The organism is Aliirhizobium smilacinae, from assembly GCF_006335145.1.
GTDB lineage: Bacteria > Pseudomonadota > Alphaproteobacteria > Rhizobiales > Rhizobiaceae > Neorhizobium > Neorhizobium smilacinae.
In genome coordinates this window covers 1,261,729-1,282,365 of sequence record NZ_VDMN01000001.1, presented here as the reverse complement: position 1 = coordinate 1,282,365, position 20,637 = coordinate 1,261,729, and the positions used below count along the sequence as shown (strand labels likewise).

The 20,637-nt window shown below is 59.2% G+C and carries 16 protein-coding genes, 1 tRNA gene and 1 pseudogene; 11 read left to right on the top strand and 7 right to left on the bottom strand.

The features are described from left to right. Window positions 1-107 precede the first annotated feature (107 nt). Window positions 108-875, top strand: coding sequence for a S24 family peptidase (locus tag FHP24_RS06315; protein ID WP_139674414.1), 768 nt, complete (start codon window positions 108-110; stop codon window positions 873-875). Between the two features lie 72 nt (window positions 876-947). Here the strand turns inward: FHP24_RS06315 and FHP24_RS06310 are convergent, their stop codons facing one another. Together FHP24_RS06310 and mutY are read right to left on the bottom strand one after the other, a co-directional pair. Then, entirely contained in the window at window positions 948-1,562 is a 615-nt protein-coding gene (locus FHP24_RS06310; protein WP_139674412.1) for an HAD family hydrolase, read from the bottom strand. A 14-nt stretch (window positions 1,563-1,576) separates the two neighbouring features. Beyond that, the gene (gene mutY / locus FHP24_RS06305) at window positions 1,577-2,668 is read right to left on the bottom strand and encodes an A/G-specific adenine glycosylase (protein WP_139674409.1); all 1,092 of its coding nucleotides are present in this window, start codon (window positions 2,666-2,668) and stop codon (window positions 1,577-1,579) included. A 93-nt stretch (window positions 2,669-2,761) separates the two neighbouring features. On the opposite strand from mutY, the gene FHP24_RS06300 reads away from it, so the two are divergent. The 5 genes and pseudogenes from FHP24_RS06300 (at window position 2,762) to FHP24_RS29330 (ending at window position 11,126) form a co-directional block, all read left to right on the top strand. Continuing rightward, the gene (locus FHP24_RS06300) at window positions 2,762-3,283 is read left to right on the top strand and encodes a DUF721 domain-containing protein (RefSeq protein ID WP_139674406.1); all 522 of its coding nucleotides are present in this window, start codon (window positions 2,762-2,764) and stop codon (window positions 3,281-3,283) included. 142 nt (window positions 3,284-3,425) lie between these two features. Next, the gene (locus FHP24_RS06295; protein ID WP_139674404.1) at window positions 3,426-4,127 is read left to right on the top strand and encodes a DsbA family protein; all 702 of its coding nucleotides are present in this window, start codon (window positions 3,426-3,428) and stop codon (window positions 4,125-4,127) included. A 36-nt stretch (window positions 4,128-4,163) separates the two neighbouring features. Next, a complete protein-coding gene (locus tag FHP24_RS06290; RefSeq protein ID WP_139674401.1) occupies window positions 4,164-7,625 on the top strand; it encodes a chromosome segregation SMC family protein in 3,462 nt (1,153 codons plus the stop codon). 379 nt (window positions 7,626-8,004) lie between these two features. Beyond that, a complete protein-coding gene (gene ppdK, locus FHP24_RS06285; protein ID WP_139674397.1) occupies window positions 8,005-10,677 on the top strand; it encodes a pyruvate, phosphate dikinase in 2,673 nt (890 codons plus the stop codon). A gap of 89 nt (window positions 10,678-10,766) precedes the next feature. Next, a pseudogene (locus FHP24_RS29330) lies at window positions 10,767-11,126 on the top strand (VOC family protein). A 6-nt stretch (window positions 11,127-11,132) separates the two neighbouring features. Here FHP24_RS29330 and FHP24_RS06275 read toward each other — a convergent pair. Further along, the gene (locus FHP24_RS06275) at window positions 11,133-11,402 is read right to left on the bottom strand and encodes a hypothetical protein (RefSeq protein ID WP_139674394.1); all 270 of its coding nucleotides are present in this window, start codon (window positions 11,400-11,402) and stop codon (window positions 11,133-11,135) included. On the opposite strand from FHP24_RS06275, the gene FHP24_RS06270 reads away from it, so the two are divergent. Next, window positions 11,401-11,613: a hypothetical protein gene (locus tag FHP24_RS06270; RefSeq protein ID WP_139674391.1), complete on the top strand. Its 213-nt coding sequence runs from the start codon at window positions 11,401-11,403 to the stop codon at window positions 11,611-11,613. The two genes, FHP24_RS06275 and FHP24_RS06270, sit on opposite strands and share 2 nt — an antisense overlap. Continuing rightward, window positions 11,610-12,503 (top strand): DUF1499 domain-containing protein, encoded by an 894-nt coding sequence (locus tag FHP24_RS06265; protein WP_139674388.1) that lies wholly within the window; start codon window positions 11,610-11,612, stop codon window positions 12,501-12,503. Before FHP24_RS06270 ends, FHP24_RS06265 begins: the two co-directional genes overlap by 4 nt. Before the next feature lie 9 nt (window positions 12,504-12,512). Here FHP24_RS06265 and FHP24_RS06260 read toward each other — a convergent pair whose 3' ends face one another. After that, window positions 12,513-13,457: an MBL fold metallo-hydrolase gene (locus FHP24_RS06260; protein WP_246091616.1), complete on the bottom strand. Its 945-nt coding sequence runs from the start codon at window positions 13,455-13,457 to the stop codon at window positions 12,513-12,515. Between the two features lie 128 nt (window positions 13,458-13,585). On the opposite strand from FHP24_RS06260, the gene FHP24_RS06255 reads away from it, so the two are divergent. Continuing rightward, window positions 13,586-13,660 (top strand) — tRNA-Gln (locus tag FHP24_RS06255). A gap of 64 nt (window positions 13,661-13,724) precedes the next feature. On the opposite strand, the gene FHP24_RS06250 is transcribed toward FHP24_RS06255, so the two are convergent. From FHP24_RS06250 to FHP24_RS06240, 3 genes are all read right to left on the bottom strand, one after another. After that, window positions 13,725-14,717: a GNAT family N-acetyltransferase gene (locus tag FHP24_RS06250; RefSeq protein WP_139674385.1), complete on the bottom strand. Its 993-nt coding sequence runs from the start codon at window positions 14,715-14,717 to the stop codon at window positions 13,725-13,727. Between the two features lie 400 nt (window positions 14,718-15,117). Next, window positions 15,118-16,206 (bottom strand): glycosyltransferase family 4 protein, encoded by a 1,089-nt coding sequence (locus FHP24_RS06245; protein ID WP_139674380.1) that lies wholly within the window; start codon window positions 16,204-16,206, stop codon window positions 15,118-15,120. A gap of 16 nt (window positions 16,207-16,222) precedes the next feature. Further along, the gene (locus FHP24_RS06240) at window positions 16,223-17,620 is read right to left on the bottom strand and encodes an FAD-dependent oxidoreductase (protein WP_139674377.1); all 1,398 of its coding nucleotides are present in this window, start codon (window positions 17,618-17,620) and stop codon (window positions 16,223-16,225) included. Window positions 17,621-18,037: 417 nt separating this feature from the next. On the opposite strand from FHP24_RS06240, the gene FHP24_RS06235 reads away from it, so the two are divergent. After that, complete coding sequence (locus FHP24_RS06235; RefSeq protein ID WP_139674375.1) at window positions 18,038-19,477, top strand: lipopolysaccharide biosynthesis protein; 1,440 nt, start codon at window positions 18,038-18,040, stop codon at window positions 19,475-19,477. Window positions 19,478-19,846: 369 nt separating this feature from the next. Then, window positions 19,847-20,620 carry a glucose-1-phosphate cytidylyltransferase gene (gene rfbF / locus FHP24_RS06230; RefSeq protein ID WP_139674371.1) on the top strand — a complete coding sequence of 258 codons (774 nt, stop codon included), beginning with the start codon at window positions 19,847-19,849 and terminating at the stop codon, window positions 20,618-20,620. Window positions 20,621-20,637: the final 17 nt, after the last annotated feature.

The window sequence follows — 20,637 nt, the reverse complement described above, 5'->3', positions numbered from 1 at the left end:
ACTTGCGGTTGTGGTTTTGGCGGCTAATCTGGATCAACCTAATTGTCTGAAGGCTAGTAAAAATAATTTCACCTGTAAACTGATTTCTACTCAGGGTTTTGTGTGAGATGAAGATTCCACTTCAGGGAGATGTTGCGGCGAAGATCGAGGCCAAGCTGGCCAAGTTTTCTCGTGGCTGGGCAAAGCTGGAACTGGATCCTCTGCGTCGCGCCACATCGTTCAAGGTCCTTGTCCTTTGCGAAATGCTGGGCGGCCGGACGAAGGCGGCAGAGGCGGCACAACTCTCCGACAACACGCTCGACAACTACCGCCACGGCATCAAGGATCCAACCTATGCCACGCTTGGCCTGATGGCGGAAAAGGCCGGCATTGCCTCGTGTTATCTCGGAGGCGACTGGTCGTTCGAAGCGGATAGCGTCCGTATCGACTTGTCCGGGCAGGCCGGAGCAATGCGCCTCCCGATGCCCCCCGGCCTGATGGACAACCCGTCTCAGCCTTATATTCACGGTTATGACGAGATCAGGCCATCATCCGTAGCGGCGGCTACAGTGATCGAGGATTACTGGGCAAGATTGGGGCTTGAACCTGACGCCGTCAGCACATTTCTTGCTGAAGGTGACAGCATGGTGCCGACGATTGCCGACCAGTCCCCGGTATTCGTCGATACCGGGGATCGCGATCTTGTCGATGGCGGTATCTATGCCCTGCGGATCGAAAGCAGCGTCTTCATTCGGCGCGTGCAACGCCTGATCGGGGGAGGGTTGCAGCTTCTGGCCGACAACAATGCCGCCTATCCGCCACAGCGGATCGATGAAACAGCATCGGCCGGGCTTGATATCATCGGCCGCGTCCGCAGTGTGGCCGTTGCCTGCTGACGACGGCCGGAAATGCCCGGAATTTAGAGCGGTTTCACCGCAAAACCGGTTACCACTTTTGCGGGAATTGCTCTAGATCTCGACCCCGTGAGCGATGAGATCCTTCCGCAGGGTTTCGGCATCGGTGAACTGCACGGCCTTCCAGCCGGCGGCACGGGCGCCTTCTACATTCACCATCGTATCGTCGATGAAGATCGAGTTTTCCGGCACCAGGTCGAAATCCTTCGCATGTCGCTCAAAAATCGCCACGTCAGGCTTGATAAGCCCGATCTCGCCGGACACGGTTATGCCGCGTGTCGCATTGAGAAACGGATACATTTTGCGCGCCTCGACGAACGTGTCGGCCGCGAAATTCGTCAGCATCGTCACGTCATGGCCCTTGTCGATCAGCCCGAGCATGATCGCGACCGTATCGTCATAGGAATGCGACACCATTTCGGGCCAGTATGTGCGGAATGCGCGGATATGCTCTTCTCGCTCGGGATATTGGGCGATCAGCAGCGCCTCGGCATCTTTCCACTTGCGGCCGCGATCCTGCTCCAGGTTCCAGTCGTGGGTGCAGATATTCTGGAAAAACCATTTCCGCTCTTCGGCATCGGGAATGATGCGGGAAAACGGCAGGTTCGGATCGTAATGAATGAGAACCTTGCCGATGTCGAAGACGATGTGGTCGATCTTGTCTGCCATGATGTTTCCTGCGGTCAGTGTTTCGCAAAGGCTGTCGGAATAGCCTGACTGATTACCTTTTTCATGACAGTCGGCAAAGCCTCGTTGTCCAGCTTTTCGACTGGCACCCACCAGCCGGACGGTTTTATCCCGGCAGGAAGCCGCGTGCGAAAAACCGAAAGCCTCAGTTCGAAATGGGTGAAGACGTGGGTAATCGTGCCGCATGCCTGCCAGTCTGCCGCGAAGGGGGCATGGTCGATACCGGTACCGCCGTCGGTTCGCGCAGTCCATGCGGTGGTCGGCACTTCGGTCATCCCGCCGAGCAGGCCGGTTTCGGCCCGCCGCCTCAGCATGATCTCGCCACTCTCCGTCACGGCGACGAAACCGGCACCGACGCGCACGGGCTTTTCCTTTTTCGCAGCCTTTACCGGAAAGCGCTCCGGATGGTGTTCAGCCAGCGCAAGACAGTCGTCGCGAAAGGGACAGAGCGCGCAGGCGGGGCGCTTTGGGGTACAGATCGTGGCACCGAGATCCATCATCGCCTGGGCGAAATCGCCGGGCCGGTCGGTCGGCGTCAGTTCCCGCACTTTTGCCTTCATCACCGGCTTGGAGCCGGGGAGCGGTGCGTCGATTGCATAGAGGCGTGAAATCACCCGCTCGACATTGCCGTCCATCACGGCGGACGGCCGGTTGAAAGCGATAGCGGCCACGGCTGCAGACGTATAATCGCCGATGCCAGGCAGGGCGCGCAGCCCATCCTCCGTATCCGGGAAGATGCCGTCATGGTCGGCGGCCACCGCCTCGGCGCATTTCTTCAGGTTACGGGCGCGGGCGTAATATCCGAGCCCCGCCCATGCCGCCATCACATCGTCGGAAGGCGCTGCCGCCAGGTCCCTGACGCTCGGCCAGCGATCGAGAAACTTTGCGAAATACGGTTTGACCGCCTGCACGGTGGTCTGCTGCAGCATCACTTCCGAAAGCCAGATATGATAGGGATCAGCCCGTTTTCCGGCCGTCGCAGCCGACGGGCTGACACGCCACGGCAGTTCCCGATGGTGGCGATCGTACCAGGAAAGCAGCTTTGCCGCGTGGGTTAGCGGGGGTATCGGGGATAAGGTATCGAGCATCGTTTGCCGTTATGGGGGTGCGTGCCCTATACTTGGAAGATGAATGCGCCGGCATCAAGGACGGCTCAAGCCTGCGAGGCCGGTTATCCAGCGATGAATTACCCCATCAAGAAGAACAAGCCGTTCACCCGCAAGGGCGCAAACCAGATCGCCGAGATCGCCAACGGCATCATCGATCCGGTTCTGGCCAAGCGCGCCGGCATTTCGACGGCGCTGCTCGGCTCCTGGGACGAGATCGCCGGTGAGGAATTCGCCGACTGCACCCGGCCGGAAAAGATCACCTGGGCGCGCAATGACGGATATCGAGACGACGGTTATACGCCCGGTGTTCTGACGATTGCCTGCGAAGGTGCGCGCGCTCTGTTCCTCACCCATGCCCAGGGCGAACTGATCGGACGCATCAACAGCTTTTTCGGCTTTCCCGCCGTGCGCCAGATCCGCATCGTTCAGAAGCCGGTTGCGCCACAGGTCAGGCATGCCCGTGCCCCCGCTCCGCTAAAGGGCGAACCGGCGCGCAAACTTCACGAGATGATGGAGGGGATCGAAAGCGAGGCGCTGCGCAAGGCGGTCGAACGCCTCGGCACCGCCGTCATGCAGCAAAAGCGCACACGTTGAGGTGAAGGCTGGCTAAGGCGGTTGATTTCCCAGCTTTCGTCACAATTCTTTGAAGTAAGTTACTTAACGGCAACTTGCCGAGGATTGAGCGCCGGGATACGGAGGTTCCAATCTTTCTTTTTTGCTCTCACACGGGTGTCCCATGCTTTTGAACGATATGACCACGACACGGCGCGCGCTTCTCGGCGGCGTGGCTGTCACTGCGCTCGCTCTTGCCCTTCCGCTTAGCGTCACAGACGCATTCGCTCAGGAAAAGCCGGAATCGCAGGGAACTGTCGATATGGCTGCGGCGCTGAAGCCGGGTCCTCTGCCTGAAATGGCGCTCGGCAATGCCGATGCCCCGATCAAGGTTATCGAATACATGTCGATGACCTGCCCGCATTGCGCAAACTTCCACAATGTCACTTTCGATCCGATCAAGACCAAGTACATCGATAGCGGCAAGGTGCAGTTCATCATCCGCGAATTCCCGTTCGATCCGGTCGCGACCGCAGCCTTCATGCTGGCACGCAGCAATCCGCAGAAGCCGGAAGAGCTTGCGACACCGGAACAGTATTTCGCCATGGTCTCGATGTTGTTCAAGCAGCAGCGCACCTGGGCAGCCCCGGCCGACAAGGATGTGCGTAATGCGCTGATGCAGACCGTCAAGATCGCCGGTTACACACAGCAGAGTTTCGAAGCCTGCTTGACGAACCAGAAGCTTCTCGATGAAATCAACGCTTCGGTTAAGCGGGGTGCGGATGAATTCGCCGTCAACTCCACGCCGACCTTCCTGATCAACGGGAAGAAGTATTCTGGAGACATGTCGGTTGAATCCATGTCGGCGCTTTTCGACAGCATCTGATAACGCTCTCTCACCTGAGAGAGTGAGGGGCGCAGCATGAAGTTCAACAAGCTGCGCCTCGTCGGGTTCAAGTCTTTCGTCGAGCCGACGGAATTTTTCATCGAGCGCGGCCTGACCGGTGTGGTCGGGCCGAACGGCTGCGGCAAGTCCAATCTTGTCGAAGCTTTGCGCTGGGTGATGGGGGAAAACTCCTACAAGAACATGCGCGCGTCCGGCATGGACGACGTCATCTTTTCCGGCTCCGGCAACCGTCCGGCACGCAACACAGCCGAAGTCGGCCTTTACCTCGACAATTCCGATCGCACCGCACCGGCCGCCTTTAACGATGCAGACGAGATCCAGGTCACCCGCCGCATCGAGCGGGAAAACGGTTCCGTCTACCGCATCAACGGCAAGGAAAGCCGCGCCAAGGATGTGCAACTGCTTTTCGCCGACGCCTCAACCGGCGCCCGCTCTCCCTCCATGGTCGGGCAAGGCAGGATCGGCGAGCTGATCAACGCCAAGCCGCAGGCCCGTCGCCAGCTGCTGGAAGAGGCTGCCGGTATTTCCGGCCTTCATTCCCGCCGGCACGAGGCTGAACTGCGCCTGCGTGGCGCCGAAACCAATCTGGAGCGTCTGGAAGACGTCGTCGTCCAGCTGGAAAGCCAGATCGAAAGCCTCAAACGTCAGGCACGTCAGGCCAACCGCTTCAAGTCGCTCTCTGCCGATATCCGCGCCCGCGACGCGATGCTGCTGCATATCCGTTGGGTCGAGGCCGAACAGGCCGAGCTTGAAGCTCAGACCGCGCTGAACCAGATCACCAACATTGTCGCCGAAAAAGCTCAGGGCCAGATGCAGGCGGCGAAGGATCAGGCGATTGCCAGCCTGAAACTGCCGGAACTGCGTGAGGAAGAGGCGAAAGCCGGTGCCGCCCTGCAGCGCCTGCAGATCGCCCGCAGCCAGCTCGAGGAAGAGGCGGGTCGCCTGCTGAAGCGGCGCGACGAGCTGACCCGCCGTCTTGCCCAACTGGCCGAGGACATTCGCCGCGAGGAGCAACTCGCCGCCGACAATACCGCGTTTCTTGAAAAGCTGGACGAGGAAGAAGCCGAGCTGAGCGACATGCTGGCAGACAGCGGTGCCGAAAGTGCCGATCTGCGCGAGGCATTCGAGGCGACCGGCTCAGCGCTTGCCGAAAGCGAGCAATCGCTGGCGACGATTACCGGCGAACGCGCCGAGGCGGCAGCGGGACGCAACCAGCTCGAACGCCTGATCCGCGATTTTGCCGAACGCCGCCAGCGTCTCGATCGCCAGCGGCAGGATGCGAGCGCCGAACTCGACTCCGTTTCCGAACGTCTGGCGTCATTGGATGACCCGGCGGAAAAGGCCGAACTGGTCGAGGCCGCCGAGATCGTATTGGAAGATGCGACCGCCGCCGCCGAAGAGGCCGAGGCTGAGATTGGCACCGCGCGCGCTGCCGAAGCTTCTGCACGTCGTCCCGTGGAGGATGCCAAGACCGTGGTGAACGGCCTGGAAACCGAAGCCCGCACGATTTCAAAAATGCTCGCCGCCGGTGCCGCCTCGGGTGACTATGTGCCGGTCGCCGAAATGGTCCATGTCGAGCGCGGTTATGAAGCAGCCCTTGGTGCAGCGCTCGGCGATGATCTCGAAAGCCCGGTGGATGACGCCGCTCCCACCTATTGGTCGGTGAATGGCGATGCCTCAGCCGATCCGCGTCTGCCGGATGGTGCGCCGCCGCTATCATCCCGCGTCACGGCTCCACCGGAACTGGCGCGCGCGCTGGCCCAGATCGGCATCGTCTCCGCCGGCGACGCCGCGAAACTGATGGCTTCGCTGAAGCCCGGCCAGCGTTTGGTGACCAAGGACGGCGCCGTTTATCGCTGGGATGGTCATGTGACCGGGTCGGAAGCGCCCGGTGCCGCCGCCTTGCGTCTGTCGCAGAAGAACCGCCTGTCCGAACTCGAAGCCGAGATCGATGAAGCCCGTGATGTTTTGTCGGAATGCGAAAGCCTTCTGGAGGAGGCCGTAGCCGAGATTGCCACCAGCGAGCGGATGCTTGCCGATGCCCGTGACCGTGTGAGGCTTGCCACGCGCCAGGTCGCCGATGCCCGCGAGGCTCTTGCCGCCGCCGAACGCGCGTCCGGCGATCTCATGCGCCGCCGCGATGTCGTGTCTGAGGCTCTGAGCCAGGTCGATGCGCAGATCGAGGACGTCGAGGCGCAGGGCGAGAATGCCCGCATCGAGCTGGAAAACGCACCGGATCTCTCCGATCTCGACAACCGTCTGCGCGATCAGCAAGCCGCGGTTGCGACCGATCGCGGGCGTCTGGCGGAAGCGCGCGCCAGCTATGAAGGGCTGAGCCGCGAACTCGAAGCTCGCAAGCGCCGCATCGCTGCGATTGCCCAGGAACGCTCGTCGTGGAAGGCGCGGTCCGACAGCGCTGCCGCCCATATCGATAGTCTGCGCGAACGCGAGGAAGAGGCCCGCGACGAAATCGTCGAGCTGGAAGCGGCACCGGAGGAGGTGGACGATCGCCGCCGCAGCCTGATGTCTGCATTGCAGAAGGCGGAAGAGGCGCGAAAACTTGCTGCCGACGAACTGGTAACCGCCGAAACTCGTCAGCGGGAGGCAGACCAGCGCGCCGCAATCGCATTGTCGGAACTTGCCGATGTGCGCGAGAAACGTGGCCGTGCCGAAGAACGCCTCGTCTCTGCTGCCGAACGGCGTCACGAGAGCGAGCAGCGTATCCGCGAAGCCTTAAATGTCTCGCCGCCGGAAGTGCTGCGCCTCACAGGCCTGCAGCCCGGCCAGCCGCTGCCGGATATCCGTACCATCGAGCGTGATGTCGATCGCCTGAAGATGGAGCGCGAGCGGCTTGGCGCCGTCAATCTTCGTGCCGACGAGGAGCAGAAGGAACTGTCCGACAAGCTCAACGCCTTGACACGCGAGCGTGACGACGTGGTCGATGCGATCCGCAAGCTGCGCGGCGCCATCCAGAGCCTCAACAAGGAAGGTCGCGAACGCCTGATCGCCGCCTTCGACGTCGTAAACGCCCAGTTCCAGCGCCTGTTCACCCATCTGTTCGGGGGCGGCACTGCGGAACTGCAGCTGATCGAATCCGAAGATCCGCTCGAAGCGGGCCTCGAAATCCTCGCCCGTCCACCCGGCAAGAAACCGCAGACGATGACGCTTCTTTCCGGCGGCGAACAGGCGCTGACGGCCATGGCGCTGATCTTTGCTGTCTTCTTGACCAATCCGGCGCCGATCTGCGTATTGGACGAAGTTGATGCGCCGCTCGACGACCACAATGTCGAGCGTTACTGCAACCTGATGGACGAAATGGCCGCATCGACCGAGACGCGTTTCGTCATCATCACCCACAACCCCATCACCATGGCGCGGATGAACCGGCTTTTCGGTGTGACCATGGCGGAACAGGGCGTTTCCCAGCTGGTATCTGTGGATTTGCAGGCCGCCGAGCTGTTGCGCGAGGCAAGCTGAAAAAAGCGACAGTTTTCCGCGCCATAATTGATTGTAGTCACATCTACGTTGTTTCACCCATATAGGGGATGCGCCCGATGTGGTATACGGCTATGCAGAATTACGGATTCGGCGGGGGCTGGGGGGCGTCTTTTGGGCGCAAAGGCCATTTCGGCGAATATGTACCCCCCGCGTGGGTCTCCTGTCCTACGCGGAAGGCTTTGCGGGGCCGAGTGTGATCCGGCCCCGCAAAGCTTTTATCTCCAACATCCGGCTCTCCCGCAAATTGCGCCAAATTGCCTGTTGCTTAATGCTGCAGCGCACATAATCCTGCCGTCATGATTTCCCAAGCTGTTGCAAAAGCTCTGAATTTCGGGGAACAATGAGCGGGGAGGCAGGAATGGCAAAACGGGTTTACTGGTTCGGCGGCGGAAAGGCCGATGGCGGTGCGGTGGATGTCGCGTTGTTGGGCGGCAAAGGAGCGCATCTTGCCGAGATGGCAAGCCTTGGCCTGCCTGTGCCTCCGGGGCTGACCATCACCTGTGACTGCTGCGAAGAATTTTTCCGCAATGATCGAAAACTCTGCGACGACCTGAAGGCCGATGTCCTGGCCGGGCTGAAAGCGGTCGAACAAGAAACCGGCCGCATTTTCGGCGGCAGCGAGAGCCCGCTGCTTCTTTCCGTCCGTTCGGGATCGCGCGCCTCCATGCCCGGCATGCTGGATACGGTCCTCAATCTCGGCCTTAATGACGAGACGGTGCAGGCGCTGGGTCATGATGCCGGCGACGCCCGTTTTGCCTGGGACAGCTATCGCCGCTTCATCCAGATGTATGCCGATGTCGTCATGGGTCTCGACAATGAAATCTTCGAGGAGGTTCTCGAAGACGAGAAAGGCCGCCTCGGCCGCCAGAACGACACCGATCTTTCCGCCGTCGAATGGCAGCATGTCGTGGATCTGTACAAGCGCCTGATCGAAGATGAACTGGACGAAAGTTTCCCGCAGGATCCGCATGTGCAGCTCTGGAAGGCGATAGCCGCCGTGTTTTCCAGCTGGCACAATGCCCGCGCCGTCACCTATCGCACCCTCCATCGTATTCCTGAAACCTGGGGCACGGCGGTCAACGTCCAGGCCATGGTGTTCGGCAATCTCGGTTCCACCTCGGCCACCGGCGTTGCCTTCACCCGCAATCCGTCCACCGGTGAAAAGGCGCTTTACGGCGAGTTTCTCGCCAATGCGCAAGGGGAAGATGTCGTCGCCGGCATCCGCACACCGCAGTCGATCACCGAGGAAGGCAGGCTTGCATCCGGCTCCGAAAAGCCGTCGATGGAAAAGCTGATGCCGGAGACGTTTCAGGAATTTCGCGAAATCTGCGAACGTCTTGAGCGACATTATCAGGACCTGCAGGACGTCGAGTTCACCGTCGAGCGCGGCAAGCTCTGGATGCTCCAGACGCGAAACGGCAAGCGGACGACGAAGGCTGCCATGCGGGTTGCCGTCGATATGGTTGAGGAAGGCCTGATTACCGAAGAACAGGCGGTCTGTCGCATCGACCCGCCGTCACTTGATCAGCTGCTGCACCCGACCATCGATCCGCGCGTCGAGCGACACCAGATCGGTTCGGGTCTTCCCGCTTCGCCGGGTGCCGCAACCGGCGAGATCGTCTTCACCGCCGAACAGGCCGTCGACGCGGAAGCCGAAGGGCGTCGCGTCATTCTTGTCCGCATCGAAACCAGCCCGGAAGACATCCACGGCATGCACGCCGCGGAAGCGATATTGACGACACGCGGCGGCATGACAAGCCATGCGGCGGTCGTTGCCCGCGGCATGGGCATCCCTTGCGTCGTTGGCGCAGGCTCGATGCGTGTCGACCTGCGCAACGAGCTTCTGACCGGTGTCGGCGGCGTCACGCTCAAGAAGGGCGACATCGTCACCATAGACGGTTCCTCCGGCCAGATCCTCAAGGGCAGTGTCGCCATGCAGCAGCCGGAACTGTCCGGCGATTTCGGCAAGCTGATGACCTGGGCGGACAAGGCGCGTCGTATGCAGGTTCGAACCAATGCCGATACGCCGCAGGATGCCCGTTCGGCCCGTTCTTTCGGTGCAGAAGGCATCGGTCTTTGTCGTACCGAGCACATGTTCTTCGAGGGCGAGCGCATCCTTGCGATGCGCGAGATGATCCTTGCCGAGGACGAGACGGCCCGGCGTGCAGCGCTGGAAAAACTTCTGCCGCTGCAGCGATCGGATTTCACCGAGCTTTTCACCATCATGCACGGCCTGCCGGTAACGATCCGCCTTCTCGATCCGCCGCTGCATGAATTCCTGCCGAAGACCGAAGCAGAAATCGACGACGTCGCCCGTGCCATGGGCATGCCGCCAGCCTTTCTCGCCCGCCGTATCGACGCAATCCACGAATTTAACCCGATGCTCGGCCACCGCGGCTGTCGCCTGGCGATCTCTTATCCCGAGATTGCCGAGATGCAGGCGCGCGCCATCTTCGAAGCTGCAGCCGAAGCTGCCAGGGAGACCGGCGAGCCGGTCGAGCTCGAAATCCTCGTGCCTCTGGTCAGCCTCCGGGCCGAACTCGACTACGTCAAGGGCGTGATCGATGCCGTTGCGGTTGAGGTATTCGGCGAGACCGATGTGAAGATCGGTTATCTGACCGGCACCATGATCGAGTTGCCGCGTGCCGCGATCCGCGCCCATGTGATTGCCGAAACCGCCGAGTTTTTCTCTTTCGGCACCAACGATCTGACACAGACCACCTTCGGCATTTCCCGTGACGACGCCGCCACCTTCATCCCGACCTATCAGAGAAAGGGGATCATCGAACACGATCCCTTCGTCTCGCTGGATTTCGACGGTGTCGGCGAACTGATCCAGATAGCGGCGGAGCGCGGACGCAAGACCAAGCCGGATCTCAAGATGGGCATCTGCGGCGAACATGGCGGCGATCCGGCATCGATCCATTTCTGCGAAAATGCCGATCTCGACTACGTTTCCTGCTCGCCCTTCCGCGTGCCGGTAGCACGGCTGGCGGCAGCGCAGGCCGCGATCGCCAAGCGCAACGCCTGACGGCCGCTTTGTGACCACCAGGTCAGATGCTCTGACTGATCGCGTCATGCTATTGTGCTCCCCTTGGCGGAAAACCGTGGGAGAGGCCGATGCCACGTCTGGATCATGTCAATATCCATGCCCGTGATGCGAAAGCGATGATCGATTTCCTGAAGACGCTTCTCGGAGTGGAGGAGGGGTAACGACCGCCCTTCGAGATGCCCGGCCACTGGCTTTATCTCGATGGTCACCCGGCAATCCATCTCAATATCGTGGAGCGCCAAAACGATTTCCCGCAGGGAATGCTCAACCACGCCGCCTTCGCATTTTTCGACCGTGACGACGCGATCAAACGAGCGACCGCAACAGGCTTCCGGATCGAACACGATCAGATACCCGGCGCGGGCATCGGCCAGATATTTGTCTACGGCCCTGAAGGAATCAGGATCGAGCTGCAGTATCGTCAGTAGCGGCAATCACCGCCGATGAACGATCACCCGCCGCTCCACCACGATCGGTGGGCGCCAGAACATCGAGTCACTGCGCTCCATCATCGAACGGCTTTGTGCGCGCCGGTCGAGTTCGATATCGAGCAGGCATCGCGCCATCGCATCGGTCTTGGTGCGGAAGCCGTAACCCATGCAGGTTCTCTCGTCGGCCGCTCGTCTCTCCTCCGGCGTTAATGTCTGGCACGAGGCCAGCAACAGCAGCAGTGCCGAGGGAATGAGAATTCGGTGAAGACGCATGGTCATGCTCCATCAGATCGCGCGCGAGAGCCGCGAACAGCTATGTAGAGCATTCGTCGCGAAAATGCGCGGGGCATCACGAAAAATCGAGGTGGAAAAACGGGTTGTACGCAGCCGTGGAGGAGGCCTGCGCCGCTTTGAGATTCCATTTCTTCAACACCTGTCCTACACAGTCATGATTGTTTCGCCCGGAGCTTGCGCCGCAAAATGACAGTCCGTTTCGTCCGGCCCGTATCCCATTCCGCCTATCTCGGCCGGCGGCTGGCTTTGTCGGCATTGCTTCTGTTTCTGCTCGTGGTGCTTGCCCACCGCTTTGGTCCGCTGATCGAGCCGGATTTCCTGGCGCTGCTGTTTCTCTCCGCAGCCATCGCCGCCGTATCCCTGCCGCTTTCGCTGATCGGCATTGTCCGTCTGTGGCAGGTCGGGGCGGATGGCGGCATCGCGGCCACGAAGGGGCTGATCTATGCGGCGCTGCCGCTCGGCACCGTCGTTTACGGCGCGATGCAATATTACACGGCACCGGCGATCTACGACATCTCGACCGATCTGACAGATCCGCCGGCTTTCATCTCCGAGCCGCATTTTGCCCAGCGTTGGCTTCCGAGACCCCCGGCGCCGGCAGCCGGCGAACGGCGTGCCCAATTCGCCGCTTATCCGGGGCTGATCGGCAGACGATACGAAGGCGCGCTCGACCGCGTTTATGATGGCGTCCGCAAGGCATCCCTGTCGGCCAGGATTGCGATCGCCAAGACCGAAGGCCTTTCGCTGGTCGAGCCTGATCTGACCGAACGGAGCGCCCCCAAGGATGACCAGGCCCCCGTTCCGGACATTGCACCCGTTCCAATGCCGCGGCCGGAACCATCCCTCGATGCCGCTGTCGGCAATCCGACCGAGGTTGTACTGCAGGGCGCGACACGTACCCTCATCGCCGGATTGCGCTTCGACGTGGTGATCCGGTTGCGTGAGGATGCCGAAACGACATTCGTCGATATCCGCGTCGTTTCCCGTTACGGGCCGCACGACCTCGGTTTCGGCGCCGAAATCGCCGAGGATTTCCTCGATCGGCTAGATACCGAACTGCTCGGGCTGGCCGGCGGCTAAATTACCCGCTCAGGCCGGACGGTAGGAGCCGAGCAGGGACGGAGGACCGTCTGTCGTCACCCGTCCTTTCTCCAGCAGGTCCTCGATATGGGCGAGAACCGAAAGCGCTGCCGCGCCATGCAGCCTGGGATCGGTCTTCACGTAGATGGCCTTGACCATATCGGCGATCAGCCGGTCGCCGGCACGAATACGTTCCATCACGGCCCGTTCCCGCATGCGCCTGTGCATCCGCAAGCCCCGCAGGAACGAGGCGGGCTCGCGCACCGGGCCACCGTGGCCGGGAAAATAGATCCGGTCGGTACGGGCCAGAAGTTTTTCGATCGAGGCCATGAAATCCGCCATCGATCCATCCGGCGGCGCAACGATAGTGGTTGCCCATGCCATCACGTGATCGGCCGAAAACACGATGCCGGTGCCGTCGAGCGCGAAAGCCGAGTGGTTCGCCGTATGGCCGGGCGTATGAATGGCCGAAAGTGTCCAGCCGTCGCCCTCGATCGCCTGTCCGTCGGCAATCGCGATATCCGGGCGGAAATCCGTATCGGCGCTTTCGGAAAACGGATTGATCTCGCCCTCATGCAGCGGTCGCGATGCGCGGTGCGGGCCTTCGGCAACCGTCAGCGCGCCTGTCGCATCCTTCAGCCGCTTTGCAAGCGGCGAATGATCCCGATGCGTATGACTGACGAAGATGTGGCTGACCGTCCGGCCATCGAGAACCTTCATCAGTGCATCGAAATGCGCCTCGTTTTCAGGGCCGGGGTCGATGACGGCAACCGAGGAGTTTCCGACGATATAGCTGTTGGTGCCGTGGAAGGTGAAAGGCGAGGGGTTGTTGACCGTCAGTCTCTCAACACCGTCTGCGATCGCAACGGCAGTGCCGTAAGCCGGAGAGAATTCGGTGTCGAAATCGATGTCGCTTGCCATACCCTGCGTCTTGCCAGTCGTTTTCTTTGTCATTCCCCGCTTTATTCCAAAAACTATCGCAAGGAAAATAGGCGGGCGAACGAAGATAGCCGTTGAGGGCGAGATAAAGCTTTGCTAGAGGAAGCGCCTGCTGTGCGGCTTTTGTGCCGTCATGGACGCGTTGGGGCGTCGCCAAGCGGTAAGGCACCGGTTTTTGGTACCGGCATTCCCAGGTTCGAATCCTGGCGCCCCAGCCACGATCCGCTATCAGGCGGTCGTGTTATCATTTCGTAAGATGTTCAGCCGCTCAGCGATCTGTCCTCAACAAAATGCGTTGTGGACCGAAGTATCCATCCGGCGGAGCTGTCGCAGTACGCGGTAAGGCATGCTGGCTTTGGTGACGATGTAGCGCGGGGATGTCTTGCCGCCGAAGCCGGAAAACAGCAGGATCGAGCCGGCATTGACGATCCCGTCGAAGTCAAAGACGTATCCCATCGCCGAGGCTGACTGGATCGCGTTCCAGAGCAATAGTGGCACGACGCCATTGCCGGCATCCGGCGCGCGGGTCGACATCAGGTAATAATAGGTACTGTTGTCGAAGACGCAGAAAATGGCTGCCTTCGGTTCGCCGGTTGCACTCTCACGCGCAACCCAGATATGGCCGCGCCCGCGGTTCACCGCCTGGATCGCGATCTCCTTGCAAGTTGTGAAATCGATATTGGCCCTCAAATTCCGCTGTTCGAGATGGACCGCCGAAAGATGGAAGAAGGCTTCCGGGTCGGAACTTTCGTAGACATCGAAATTTTCGGCGGCGCGACGAATGACATTACGTGTCTTGTCGCGCATCGCCTTCCAGATCACGGCTTCCGGGTATGGTTCGATCTCGAAGGTGAACTGGACCTGGACATTATATCCTTGCGCCTGGAAAGGCAGGGCGTCGCAGACGCCGCGATGCATCTTCTGGCGGAAGGATGACAGCGACGGAAGCTTGCGGATGAGTTCCTGAGTGATCGAGTGACGTTTGACATAGCGATTAGCTTCGCTGCCGCCGCCGTCATCGATGCCGGGTCCGAGAAAATGCGTCAGCGTCGGCATGTTGCTGCTCGCCAGCCCGTATCGGGAATTCACCATATACGGAAGGCGTCCCACCGTTCGTCCGCCCTCGGTAACTTCGACGAAATCGACCCGCCCACCGGTGGCGGCCTGCAGCCACCACTGCTCGTGAAATATTGTTGGCGTCAGTCGATCGAAAGCTGTTTCTGCAGCAGCCTTTAGTTGACTCTGCTGATTAATACTCTTGGTACGCGTGATCATCGAATCTAGCCTCAATACTATAGATTCAAACTATGTTTACGGTGTGGATCTGCGCCTGAGTTTATTTACCGTTTATTTACGACGTTATGTTAAATGAAATTTTTACAAAGTGAATAAGCTCAATACTATTTATTGCTTTAAGCTTAACCATGGCCGTACGGAAATACGATTGTTCCGGGCCAAAGGAAAAATATTGGTTTAACGAATCAATAACTTAATTATCTACCTAGGGGTGTATTTCGGTGGGATTTTATGCCGAAAAAATATTTGGCACCCAGGCGTTGAGCATGTATTTCTTGGCGCGAAAGCGGATTATCACGGATTTGTGCGCGCGAAACCCGGCGCGCCATGTGTCTCCGCGCCACAAAACGGCATTGAATGATTTCTGAAAGGAAGGCCGTCAGGTTGGCAGACTGGCGGCGACAACAAGCTTCGGCTTTGTCATGGCGGATCGATAGACGGCAGTCGTTTCGAGAGCAACACGCTCGATCGTCAGATTATCGATACGGAGCTGGCTTTTTTCCTGCCAGGCGAGAAGATTGGCCGGGTCGGCCAGAAGCTCGGCGAGGGCCGTGGCCAGCATGTCGGGCGCGGCCGGAGGAACCAGCATTCCGGCTTCGCCGAATTCCAGCAGCTGCGGGATGCCGTCGACCGTGGTTCCGATGACGGCGCAGCGTGCTTCGCGCGCCTCGGAAATGACCAGGGGGGCCGGATCGGCAAGCGAGGGCAGGACGAATATGTCTGCTGCCAGCATATAGGGATAGGGATCCGCGACTGCGCCGAGAAAGGTGATTGCATCGCCGTAGCCGGTCTGTCTGGCGAGTTCCCGGTATTCGTTCTCCATCGGACCGCTGCCGATGATGAAAAGTCTCGCCGCCGGATAGGTGGCGTAAACCGTCTTGAAAGCCTGGATAAGATCGATAACGCCCTTGCGCGGATGCAGGCCGCCGACGAAAACGATGTTCGGATGCGAAAGGTCTGCGGCCACCGCCTCTCTGTTCGCAAAGCGCGCCGTTCCGATCGTCCCGTTCAGCACGACATGCAGCTTTTTCGCCGAAATGCCCCTTTGCTGCATCGAGCGGCTGACGGATTCGCTGACCGCAATCACGCGGGTGCCAAGCCCCATCAGAATGGCGCTTTTCTCGAATTCGTTGTGAACGGTCGTCACGAGAGGAATGCCGGACAGCTTGCAGACCGGATAGGCGATCACGGCGCTCGTCATCATATGCGCGTGAACGACGTCGGGCTTCCATTCCCTAACATGCCGTCTTAACGCCAATACTGACCGGACAACTGTCAATGCCCGCCGTTCGTGATCGACAATGCGCGTCGCTACATGGTTGCTTTCCAGTAACTGGTCGAAGTCGCCGCCACCGCTGGCGATACACACATCATGACCGAGCCTTCTTTGTTCGCACGCCAGATCGACTGCCGCATGCACATGTCCGTTCAGTCGATAGGTATGGTTGAGAAGATGCATGATACGCATGATCGGTTACTCGTTCTCACATGGAATAAGCGCAAATTTCTTGTCGTGTGGGTTCCGGTATCGGATTGCCGACCGATACCGGGTGACGATAGCCCAAAGCCTGCTCCGCTTCCAATGTAGAAACGCGGGCCGTCGGCTGATAGTTGAAGGCGCCGTGTCGACCGAAAGATTCGATCCCGAATTGCCTCAGCCGCTCGATCTGCCTGGCGGCATCCGCCGGTGCGCCATGCGTATAGATCGGATAGGCATTTTCCAGAACCTGGCCGCCTTCAAGCCTCAGGTCGCCATTGAATATGGTGTTGCTGGCGACATGCGCCCTGAATTCGGCTTCCGCCAATTCTATACTTGTAATCGTATCGTTGGCGACCACTTCGACTGCAAAATATTCGCGGCCGTCGGTGCGGCCGTAAAAGTCCGAATAGACGGTCAGTCGTTTCCACGCCGCCTCGTAGGAGAAATTGTAGAGGATCGATTGCTCGAAGCCGCGCTCGCCGGAAAAGCTGAAATAGAGGCTGATAAGCGTGATCGTCTGCAGCGGTTTCTCTTGGCTCAATCCGCAAAGTTGATTGGCGATGTTGATCGGTACGGTAGAGATCACGCGCGCAGCGGCGAGCCGGTTGCCGCGGGCGCATGTCACGACAAATTGTTCCGCCTCCTTCTCTACCTTCGCAATCGGAGTTCCGAGCTTGAAGGTGATGCCGTTTTTGCTCAGTCTGAGCTTGGCCGGCTCGTAGAGCGCGGCATATCCTTCCTTTGGCCGTGCAAGCTGCCTGTTCTGCATATGGGGCAATTTCTTCTGTCGCATCTTTCGCAGCAGGCTCCTGAGCGAAGAATGCTCCTGGATCCACATCATCCGCTTCTGCGCCGGTTCCAGGTCGATATATTCGGGCGGCACACCGTAAAATCGGGCCATGTAATTTTCCAGCCCCGACCGCTTGAGCAGGTAGCTGCCGATCCAGAATGTCGCAAAATCCTTCGCGTTGCGCAGCTGCCGGCGCCGAAGACGCGCATGGATGACGGAAAGCGCGATCCGGCAGATGGCGAGTGGTCCGGCACGCAGAATGTCGTCGGGGATCGAAATCGGGTAGCGGGTAACTTTTCCCTGAGGGTTCAGTCTGCCCCAGGTCGGATGAATGTGAACATAGTGTTCCAGCAATTCCGGAAAATGCTTGAGCAACGGAGAGTCATCCTGAAAAATCAGGCTGCCGACATCGAAGGTAAATCCGTTCGCCGACCAGTCGATGTGGTTTCCGCCGATGGTTTCATATTCGTCGACAACCGCAATACGTCTGTTGTCTTGCTGGATTAGGATTGAAGCAGCCACCAGGCCGCTTACGCCTGAGCCCAGGATGATTGCGTCGAAGACTTCGGCTTCGGATATCGTTTCCTGCTGCAACTCGTAAGAATCATGCATCGATTCCCCTTTACAGTTGGCTCTAAGGCTAACAATAGTTTTGGGAAATACCACAGAGACTAAATCCTTACCATAATTACTGTGTCATCAGACGAAGAAATCCACAATAAGTTACGAGTCGGTAGAATGGAAACTCAGTAGAATATCGACAATATCTTTGATTTTAGTATAGATTATTGCGTGGTTGTGTGTATCGTCCAGCTTGTCGAAGGGCGTGTCGCTGCTGTTTCCGGTATTTGCAGGGCATGTTTCGATGAAAAATTAGCCGCTCCGGCTGAGTTGAAGTCGTATAGTTTGTGTTTGTGAAGTCTTCCGCGTCGTGTCATCCTATCCAGGTGGCGGAAAGCTCTCTCTATCGGTGAGCCTTGCTGGTAAAGGCCCGCTGACGGTCTCTGTTGTTTGAGGGTTGGGTCGTCAATGCTTGCATTTGCCACGTTAAGAGGCGCGTCCTGGCTGATTTTCTCGCGCCTGTTCGGCCGCCTTGTCGATTTCCTCAATCTGCTCATTCTGGCGCGCTTGCTTGTTCCCGCCGATTTTGGCGTGACTGCGTTGGCCATGGCGCTGGTGCTGATTATCGATAGTGTACTGGAAGTGCCCGTCACCCAGGCTCTCGTGCGCCTTCCCACGATAGACCGGCAGCATCTCGATACCGGCTTCACCCTGGCCGTTTTGCGAAGTATTGCGGTCGCGGTCCTGACAATCGGCTGCGCCTGGCCATATTCCTGGATAAACGGCGATCCGGAACTCGTTCCGGTGGTCTGCATCCTTGCGATCGGCACCGTCGTGAAGGGGCTGTACAGCCCGGCAATGGTGTATTTCGCCCGCAATATAGACTTCCGGCCGACCTTCATCGCCGAGACGACCAGCAAGGTCTGCGGCCTTATCGCGGCTATCGTGATCGTTTACACCGAGGGCGGTTACTGGGCGCTGGTCGCCAACTATGTCGTCGCCGCGAGCGTGACGACCATTATGTCCTATGTATTTGCCCGTTACCGCCCGTCTTTCTCTCTCCAGCGTCTGGGTGATTTCGCCGGTTTCATGGGCTGGTTCACCGCATCGCAGGTCGTGTCTGCGCTGAACTGGCAATATGATCGCCTGATGATCGGCGCTTACGTTCCAAAGGCGATGCTCGGCCGTTACACGGTGGCGAACGATGTATCGCTGATCCCGACGCAGAGCCTCATCGGGCCTGCCCTGCAGCCGCTGATGTCGGCGTTTTCGAAGATGAGTTCCGACCGTGGCCGGGTGAGCCTCGCGTTTCTGAAGGCCATCCGCATCGCCATGCTGATCTGTGTGCCGGCCACGCTTGGCATCGCCCTGACTGCGGATCTCGTCACCAATCTTCTGCTTGGTCCGAAATGGGCGGAAGCCGCGCCTTACCTGGCTCTCCTGTCGCTTTCGATGCTGCCGGTACCCTATTTTCAGACGCTCATCTCGTTGAGCCTCGCACTGGACCGGCCGGACGTTCTGTTTCGCATCAACCTGATCGATTTCGTCCTCCGGACGACTGCGGCCACGATCGGTTTCTATTTCTTCTCGATCGAGGGTGTCATCTTCGCCAGACTGATCATGGCAGCCGTCATGGGGACCGTTTACGTCTTCTTGTTGCGCCGCCTTTTGAACCTTGGCCTGCGACGGCAGGTCGCCAACCTCTGGAAGGTCGGGGTGGCCGGCGCCATGATGGTGGTTGCCGTCTACTGGCTGCGGACGCAGCTTGCCGGGCTGGTAATACCGGACTTCGCCGAGATGGCCCTGATTGCGGCTTTTGGTGCGGCGAGCTACGGCGCGACCCTTCTGGCTCTCGGCCTGAGGTTGAAGCTCGGCGGTGGCCGGTTCGAGCTGTTTGATGCACGCTGACCGCGCCGCGCCCTTGGGCTGACTTGCAGGCTTTGTATGATCGAGCTGTGTCCCCGATTGAGCTGTGGCTATCCCCTGATGGTCCTCCTCAACGGGTGGCTGCTGCAGTGTCTGATACAAAGGCGAAAGCCCGATATTCTGACGACTGCCCTGCCTATTGCCGGATAACTTTGCTCAATTCTCCCGATCTTCGTTTTATTATTGTCACCTGCATTTTTTAAAGCTTAACAATAACTAAAAAGCGCTTGCCCGGTCCGATGATTTATGTTTTTCTTGGCATATCACGTGAAATTGCCGGCATTAGAGTATCCTTTGTGTTTAATGTGAAATCCTCTTGTGGATGTCACAGAGCGGGTGGCGTGTTTTACTATGAAAGCAGTAATTTTGGCGGGAGGTCTTGGGACAAGACTTTCTGAAGAGACGTCGACTGTTCCAAAGCCTTTGGTTGAAATTGGCGGACAGCCAATTCTCTGGCATATCATGAAGATATACGCCGCTCATGGCGTGAAGGACTTCATCGTATGCTGTGGTTACAAAGGGCATCTGATCAAGAAGTTCTTTGAAGACCTGCGCATGCGTGGATCGAGCGTGACCTTCGATCTGGCGACATCGGACGTCACCTATCTCGACCCGCCAAGCGAAGACTGGCGCGTCACGCTGGCTGATACGGGTTCAGATACCATGACCGGCGGCAGGCTTGCCCGCATTCGGCATCTCCTGGGCAACGAGCCATTTTTCATGACCTATGGCGACGGCGTCGGCGACATAGACCTGACGGCACTGCTGAAGTTCCACAAGGACCACGGCAAAAGCGCAACCGTCACCGCCGTACAGCCGGTCGGCCGTTTCGGCGCGATGTATCTGGAAGACGAGGATCCGCGCGTCCAGGCATTCAACGAGAAGCCGGAAAACGGCGGCACCTGGATCAGCGGTGGTTTCTTTGTCCTCGATCCCTCCGTCTTGAACCTCATCGAAGGCGACGAGGTCATGTGGGAGAGGGGGCCGATGGACGAGCTGGCCAAGCAGGGCGAGCTGATGGCCTATCGCCATCGTGGCTTCTGGCATCCGATGGATACGCTGCGCGACAAGACGGTGCTGAACGACATGTGGGCATCCCGCTCGGCTGAGTGGAAAGTCTGGTAGCCGCAGGCTCGAGGAGG

Bases quoted from the DNA above. Each gene is read 5' to 3' on its own strand.
- FHP24_RS06315 (WP_139674414.1), top strand. From the start codon at position 108: ATGAAGATTCCACTTCAGGGAGATGTTGCGGCGAAGATCGAGGCCAAG.
- FHP24_RS06310 (WP_139674412.1), bottom strand. From the start codon at position 1,562: ATGGCAGACAAGATCGACCACATCGTCTTCGACATCGGCAAGGTTCTC.
- mutY (WP_139674409.1), bottom strand. From the start codon at position 2,668: ATGCTCGATACCTTATCCCCGATACCCCCGCTAACCCACGCGGCAAAG.
- FHP24_RS06300 (WP_139674406.1), top strand. From the start codon at position 2,762: ATGAATTACCCCATCAAGAAGAACAAGCCGTTCACCCGCAAGGGCGCA.
- FHP24_RS06295 (WP_139674404.1), top strand. From the start codon at position 3,426: ATGCTTTTGAACGATATGACCACGACACGGCGCGCGCTTCTCGGCGGC.
- FHP24_RS06290 (WP_139674401.1), top strand. From the start codon at position 4,164: ATGAAGTTCAACAAGCTGCGCCTCGTCGGGTTCAAGTCTTTCGTCGAG.
- ppdK (WP_139674397.1), top strand. From the start codon at position 8,005: ATGGCAAAACGGGTTTACTGGTTCGGCGGCGGAAAGGCCGATGGCGGT.
- FHP24_RS06270 (WP_139674391.1), top strand. From the start codon at position 11,401: ATGGTCATGCTCCATCAGATCGCGCGCGAGAGCCGCGAACAGCTATGT.
- FHP24_RS06275 (WP_139674394.1), bottom strand. From the start codon at position 11,402: ATGCGTCTTCACCGAATTCTCATTCCCTCGGCACTGCTGCTGTTGCTG.
- FHP24_RS06265 (WP_139674388.1), top strand. From the start codon at position 11,610: ATGACAGTCCGTTTCGTCCGGCCCGTATCCCATTCCGCCTATCTCGGC.
- FHP24_RS06260 (WP_246091616.1), bottom strand. From the start codon at position 13,457: ATGACAAAGAAAACGACTGGCAAGACGCAGGGTATGGCAAGCGACATC.
- FHP24_RS06250 (WP_139674385.1), bottom strand. From the start codon at position 14,717: ATGATCACGCGTACCAAGAGTATTAATCAGCAGAGTCAACTAAAGGCT.
- FHP24_RS06245 (WP_139674380.1), bottom strand. From the start codon at position 16,206: ATGCGTATCATGCATCTTCTCAACCATACCTATCGACTGAACGGACAT.
- FHP24_RS06240 (WP_139674377.1), bottom strand. From the start codon at position 17,620: ATGCATGATTCTTACGAGTTGCAGCAGGAAACGATATCCGAAGCCGAA.
- FHP24_RS06235 (WP_139674375.1), top strand. From the start codon at position 18,038: ATGCTTGCATTTGCCACGTTAAGAGGCGCGTCCTGGCTGATTTTCTCG.
- rfbF (WP_139674371.1), top strand. From the start codon at position 19,847: ATGAAAGCAGTAATTTTGGCGGGAGGTCTTGGGACAAGACTTTCTGAA.